This is a genomic window from Streptomyces sp. NPDC005263, from assembly GCF_042872365.1.
GTDB lineage: Bacteria > Actinomycetota > Actinomycetes > Streptomycetales > Streptomycetaceae > Streptomyces.
Genome location: NZ_JBIAKJ010000002.1, coordinates 1,398,062 through 1,404,124, shown reverse-complemented (window position 1 = coordinate 1,404,124; position 6,063 = coordinate 1,398,062). Strand labels below are relative to the sequence as shown.

6 protein-coding genes and 1 pseudogene are annotated in these 6,063 nt (G+C 68.8%); all 7 read right to left on the bottom strand.

Annotated features, from left to right (window positions below):
* Positions 1 to 494 (bottom strand): annotated as a pseudogene (locus ACFYRY_RS13540) (glucose-6-phosphate isomerase); the annotation flags it as partial.
* Positions 495 to 557: 63 nt separating this feature from the next.
* On the bottom strand, positions 558 to 1,826 hold the full coding sequence (locus ACFYRY_RS13535) for an MFS transporter (protein WP_389143622.1): 1,269 nt from the start codon (positions 1,824 to 1,826) through the stop codon (positions 558 to 560).
* Between the two features lie 130 nt (positions 1,827 to 1,956).
* Positions 1,957 to 2,292 carry an RNA polymerase-binding protein RbpA gene (locus ACFYRY_RS13530; RefSeq protein WP_003957010.1) on the bottom strand — a complete coding sequence of 112 codons (336 nt, stop codon included), beginning with the start codon at positions 2,290 to 2,292 and terminating at the stop codon, positions 1,957 to 1,959.
* 212 nt (positions 2,293 to 2,504) lie between these two features.
* Positions 2,505 to 2,735: a preprotein translocase subunit SecG gene (gene secG, locus ACFYRY_RS13525; RefSeq protein ID WP_029181151.1), complete on the bottom strand. Its 231-nt coding sequence runs from the start codon at positions 2,733 to 2,735 to the stop codon at positions 2,505 to 2,507.
* A 131-nt stretch (positions 2,736 to 2,866) separates the two neighbouring features.
* Positions 2,867 to 3,643: a triose-phosphate isomerase gene (tpiA, locus tag ACFYRY_RS13520; protein ID WP_389143620.1), complete on the bottom strand. Its 777-nt coding sequence runs from the start codon at positions 3,641 to 3,643 to the stop codon at positions 2,867 to 2,869.
* Between the two features lie 4 nt (positions 3,644 to 3,647).
* Entirely contained in the window at positions 3,648 to 4,859 is a 1,212-nt protein-coding gene (locus tag ACFYRY_RS13515; protein ID WP_389143618.1) for a phosphoglycerate kinase, read from the bottom strand.
* A 133-nt stretch (positions 4,860 to 4,992) separates the two neighbouring features.
* The gene (gap, locus tag ACFYRY_RS13510; protein WP_356777483.1) at positions 4,993 to 6,003 is read right to left on the bottom strand and encodes a type I glyceraldehyde-3-phosphate dehydrogenase; all 1,011 of its coding nucleotides are present in this window, start codon (positions 6,001 to 6,003) and stop codon (positions 4,993 to 4,995) included.
* Positions 6,004 to 6,063: the final 60 nt, after the last annotated feature.

Sequence of the window (6,063 nt, the reverse complement as noted above, 5' to 3'; positions counted from 1 at the left end):
GCCGGACCCAGATCCGAACCACCGATCCCGATGTTGACGACATTACGGATCCGCCGGCCGGTGTGACCCGTCCACTCACCCGACCGCACCCGCCCGGCGAAGTCACCCATCCGCTCCAGCACCGCGTGCACCCGCGGCACGACGTTCTCACCGTCGACCTCCACCACCGCGCTCGCCGGAGCACGCAACGCGGTGTGCAGCACCGCCCGGTCCTCGGTGATGTTGATCCGCTCACCCCGGAACATCGCATCCCGCAACCCGAACACATCGGTAGCGGCCGCCAGTTCCCGCAACAGGGCCAGCGTCTCGTCGGTGACCAGATGCTTGGAGTAGTCGACGTACAGGTCACCGACCCGCAGCGTGAACGAGGTGCCGCGGTCCGGGTCGGCTGCGAACAGCTCGCGCAGCCGCACCTCCCCGAGGCCCTCACGGTGCTTCGCCAGAGCGGTCCACTCGGGCGTCCGGTTGAGTCTGGTACGGCCGTCTGCGTTCATGGAGGACTTCAGCCTTCTCTCGTGCCTGTGCCTGCTGCCCGCTGCCGTGCCCAACCTAATTGATCAGCGCGGGGCGGGAGCTGTCGTGGCGTCGTCGTCGTGCGCACCAACAGATACGTCCACCTTGAGCGCGGGTATCAGCGAGGCGACGGACAGGACGAAGAAGGCGGCCGCGAGCAGCGCCGGGGTGTTCAGGCCCCAGACGGTGGCCACCGCCCCGCCGAGCAGGGCCCCCAGGGGCGCCCCGGCGACCCCCAGGGTCCGGAAGGCGGCACTGACCCGCCCCAGGGTGTCGGCGGGAGTGCGCTCCTGCATCAGGGTTCTGGTGTTGACGTTCCACAGCATGCCCATGAACCCGAAGACGGCCATGGCCACCGCCAGGGCAACCGGACTGGGCACCGAACCCATGACCACCAGCGCGCCGATCTGCACCGTCCCGGCGAGCAGCACCGCGCGCACCCGCCCGAGACGGGCGACGACCCGGCCGCTCGCCACTCCCCCGGTCAGGCCGCCCACCGTGTAGGCGGCCATGGCCGCCGCATACCCCGCGGTGCCCGCGTCCAGCCAGCCCGTCACCAGGAGCACCAGTCCCGCGATGAGGGCACCCATGCCGATGTTGCACAGCGCCGTGGCGGCACACAGTCCGCGCAGGGCCTTGTCGTGTCCCAGAAAGCGCAGCCCCTCGGTGATCTCGCGGCGCAGGGTGCTGCCCGCCGGTCTCGGCTTCCGCTCGGGCCGGACGGTGCGCAGCGACGCGACCAGGGCGGCCGCCACCAGGAAGGTCACCGCGTCGGCTGCGAAGGGCATCGAGGCACCGGCGACCAGGAGCAGCGGCACGAGTGGTGCGCCCAGCAGACCGCCCGCGATCTGCTGGCCGGTCATCAGTCGGGCGTTCGCGCTGCCCAGCGCATGGCGGTCGACCAGGGCGGGCAGCAGGGCGGTGGCGGCGTTGTCGAAGAGTGTCTGGAGCGTGGTCAGGGCGAAGGCCAGCGCGATCAGCAGGCCGATCGAGGCGTGCCCGAGCGCGACGGCCACCGCGAAGCAGGCGACCAGCAGTCCTCGTACCGCGTCCGCCGTCCACATCGCGCGCCGCTGGTCCACGCGGTCGGCGACGGCGCCGCCGAGCAGCCCGAAGACGATCCAGGGCAGATAGCCGCAGGCGGTGACCGCCGAGATCAGCAGGGGCCGGTCCGTCAGTGTCGCGGCGAGCAGCGGCAGCGCGGAGGTCCGCAGCGCGTCACCGAAGCTGGAGAGCACGGCGGCGCTCCACAAGCGCCCGAATCCGCCACGCCATGCGGGCGCACCAACGCCCCCCGTCTCGCCCGTCGCCACGATTCCCCCTCCGGTTCGCCGATGAACAAACCGTAGAGGGCACCACTGACAATCGGCCTCGGCCAGGAATCCGGCGGCCGTGCTCGGAACGACTTCCACCAGGCAATCCGCAGGCCCGGCGGCTCAACTTCTAGATTTCGCCCCGCAGTTTGGCGAGCGCTTCGGCGAGGATCGCCTCACCGTCCGCGTCGCTGCGCCGCTCCCGCACATAGGCGAGGTGCGTCTTGTAGGGCTCGGTGCGCGGCGGGTCCGGAGGGTTGTCCCGGTCCTGCCCTGCAGGAAAGCCGCAGCGGGGGCAGTCCCAGGTGTCGGGGACCTGCGCGTCGCTGGCGAAGCTGGGCTGCGTCTCATGCCCGTTGGAGCACCAGAAGGAGATGCGCAGCCGGGGCGCGGACTCGCCCCGCTCGGCCTCGCCCATCGGCCCCGCCCCGACCCGGCTTCCTCGGATCGCGTTGCCACTTGCCACGGTCGTAACTCCCTGCGTGATGGTGCCGCAAAGCGAGTCGGCGTTTCGCTTCGCCGCGAGCGCCTCAGTCTACGTAAGGCCCAACGCGCGTCCAGTGATTGGAGTTACCGCCCCATACACAGACGCAAGCCCCATGATAGGCCGCGCTCAGCTGCGCGTACCGTACATGGGGCCTTACGTGCGGAATGGACGTGCTGCGTGTGCGACGCTGATCAGTTGTTCACCTTCATCAGGATGCCGAGCACGACAATGCACGCGAACCACAGCAGACCGACCACGACGGTGATGCGGTCAAGGTTGCGCTCGGCGACCGAGGAGCCACCGACGGACGACTGCATGCCGCCACCGAACATGTCGGAGAGGCCGCCGCCCTTGCCCTTGTGCATCAGCACCAGCAGCATCATCAGCAGGCTGAAGACGATCAGGGCGATCGAGAACCCCATAACCACGGCTGGACCAACTTCCTCGGATCTGGATAGACGACGGGGGCCGAAGCTCTGTCTGCGAGCTGTGAAGCTCTCTTGTAGAGCCCTCGGCCCCCGCAAGGGTACGACGGATCGCGCCTACCGCATACTCACTGGTCGCGGAACCGCACGATCTTGACGAACTCGTCGGCGTCCAGCGAGGCGCCGCCCACCAGGGCGCCGTCGATGTCGGCCTGGGCCATGATCTCGGCGACGTTGCCCGACTTCACCGAGCCGCCGTACTGGATGCGGACCTGGTCGGCGAGCTCCTGCGTGTACAGCTCGGCGATCTTCCCGCGGATGGCGGCACAGACCTCCTGGGCGTCCTCGGCTCCGCAGACCTTGCCGGTGCCGATGGCCCACACCGGCTCGTAGGCGATCACGACGGTCTCGGCCTGCTCGGCCGGGAGGTCCTTCAGACCGCCCTCGACCTGGGCGAGGGTGTGGGTGACGTGGTTGCCCGCCTCGCGGATCTCCAGTTCCTCACCGACGCACAGGATCGGGGTCAGGCCGTGCTTGTAGGCGGCCTTGACCTTGGCGTTGACCAGCTCGTCGGTCTCGTTGTGGTACTGGCGGCGCTCGGAGTGGCCGATCGCGACGAAGGTGCACTTCAGCTTGGCCAGCATCGGGCCGGAGATCTCGCCGGTGTAGGCACCGCCGTCGTGCGCCGAGATGTCCTGGGCACCGTACTTGATCTTGAGCTTGTCGCCGTCGACCAGGGTCTGCACGGAACGCAGGTCGGTGAAGGGCGGCAGGACCGCGACCTCGACGGCGTCGTAGTCCTTGTCGGCCAGGGCGAAGGCGAGCTTCTGGACGTGCGCGATGGCCTCGAGGTGGTTGAGGTTCATCTTCCAGTTGCCCGCCATCAGCGGCGTGCGCGTACTCATCGGGTCAGTCCTCCAGTGCGGCGAGGCCGGGGAGCGTCTTGCCCTCGAGGTATTCGAGGGAGGCGCCGCCGCCGGTCGAGATGTGGCCGAATGCGTTCTCGTCGAAGCCCAGGATGCGGACGGCCGCGGCGGAGTCGCCGCCGCCGACCACCGTGAAGCCCGGGGAGTCGAGGAGGGCCTGGGCGACCGCCTTGGTGCCCTCGGCGTAGTCGGGGTGTTCGAAGACGCCCATGGGGCCGTTCCAGAAGACGGTGGCGGCGTCGGCGAGTTTCGAGGCGTAGAGCTTGCGGGTCTCGGGGCCGATGTCCAGGCCGAGCTGGTCGGCGGGGATGGCGTCGGCGGCGACGGTGCTGGGGTTCCCCGGCGCCTTGGTCTTCAGGTCCGGGAACTCGGTGGAGGTCACCACGTCGACGGGGAGGACCAGCTCGACGCCGTTCTTCTCCGCGCGCTCGATGTACTCCTGGACGACCGGGATCTGGTCCTCCTGGAGGAGGGAGGTGCCGACCTCGTACCCCTTGGCCTTGAGGAAGGTGAACACCATGCCGCCGCCGATCAGGAGACGGTCCGCCTTGCCCAGCAGCTGGTCGATGACGGCGAGCTTGTCGGAGACCTTGGAACCGCCGAGGGCGACGACATAGGGCCGCTTGACGTCCTCGGTGAGCTTCTTGAGGACGGCGACCTCGGCGGCGATGAGGTAGCCGGCGGCGTGCGGCAGCCGGGCCGGGAGGTCGAAGACCGAGGCGTGCTTGCGGTGCACGGCGCCGAAGCCGTCGCTCACGTACAGGTCCGCGAGGGCTGCGAGCTGGTCGGCGAAGGCACCGCGCTCGGCGTCGTCCTTGGCGGTCTCGCCGGCGTTGAAGCGCAGGTTCTCGATGACGGCGACCTGGCCGTCGGCGAGACCGGCGACGGTGGACTCGGCGGACGCGCCGACCGTGTCGGTCGCGAACGCCACCTCCCCACCGAGGAGTTCACCGAGGCGCGCGGCGGCCGGCGCGAGCGAGAAGGCGGGGTCGGGGGCGCCCTTGGGGCGCCCCAGGTGCGAGGCGACGATCACCCGGGCGCCCGCCTCGGCGAGGGCCTTGACGGTGGGCAGGACGGCGCGGATACGGCCGTCGTCCGTGATGGTGGTGCCGTCCAGCGGCACGTTCAGGTCGGCGCGGACGAAGACCCGCTTGCCGCCCACACCTTCGGCGAGAAGTTCGTCGATCGTCTTCATGGAGGGAACTCCTGGAGAGGGCTGGTGATGCTCGTGATCGTGAGAGAGCTGATCTGTACGTGAGTCAGGGCTCGGGCAGCGCGTCCCTGCGCTGCCCGAGCCCTGACTCACACCGAGGTGCCTGCTCTGTCGATCAGAGCTGGTTGCCGACGAAGACCGTCAGGTCGACGAGGCGGTTGGAGTAGCCCCACTCGTTGTCGTACCAGCCGAGGATCTTCACCGAGTTGCCCTCCTGGACCATGGTCAGGGAGGAGTCGAAGGTGCAGGAGGCCGGGTCGCCGACGATGTCCGAGGAGACGATCGCGTCCTCGGTGTACGCCAGGTAGCCCTTGAGGTCGCCGTCGTCGGAGGCCTTCTTGAACGCGGCGTTGACCTCGTCCTTGGTGACCTCGCGCTGCAGCGTCACGACCAGGTCGGTGGCCGAACCGGTCGGGACCGGGACGCGCATCGCGATGCCGTCCAGCTTGCCCTTGAGCTGCGGGAGGACCAGGGCGGTGGCCTTCGCGGCGCCCGTCGTGGTCGGGATGATGTTCTCGGCGGCGGCGCGGGCGCGACGCAGGTCCGAGTGCGGGAAGTCCAGGATGCGCTGGTCGTTCGTGTACGCGTGGACCGTCGTCATCAGACCCTTGACGATGCCGAAGTTCTCGTCGAGGACCTTGGCCATCGGCGCCACACAGTTGGTGGTGCAGGAGGCGTTGGAGATGACGTGGTGGTTGGCCGCGTCGTACTTGTCCTGGTTGACGCCCATCACGATGGTGATGTCCTCGTCCTTGGCCGGAGCCGAGATGAGGACCTTCTTGGCACCGCCGGCGATGTGCTTCTCGGCGTCGGCCTTCTTGGTGAAGATGCCGGTCGACTCGATGACGATGTCGACGCCCAGCTCGCCCCACGGGATCTCGGCGGGGTTGCGCTCGGACAGCACCTTGATGGTGTGGCCGTCGACGGTGATCGTGTCGGCGGTGTGCGACACCTCGGCCTTGAGACGGCCCAGGATGGTGTCGTACTTCAGCAGGTGAGCGGTGGTCGCGGTGTCACCCAGGTCGTTGACAGCCACGATCTCGATGTCTGCACCCTGCTCCAGCAGCGCGCGGAAGTAGTTACGACCGATGCGGCCAAAGCCGTTGATGCCTACGCGGATCGTCACGAAACCGATCTCCTCGTTGGTACGCCGGGTTCGAACCCGGCGAGCTGTATGGGATGTCCC

Coding starts and splice junctions, on each gene's coding strand:
- secG (WP_029181151.1), bottom strand. CDS start 2,735: ATGGGGTTCTCGATCGCCCTGATCGTCTTCAGCCTGCTGATGATGCTG.
- ACFYRY_RS13515 (WP_389143618.1), bottom strand. CDS start 4,859: ATGAAGACGATCGACGAACTTCTCGCCGAAGGTGTGGGCGGCAAGCGG.
- tpiA (WP_389143620.1), bottom strand. CDS start 3,643: ATGAGTACGCGCACGCCGCTGATGGCGGGCAACTGGAAGATGAACCTC.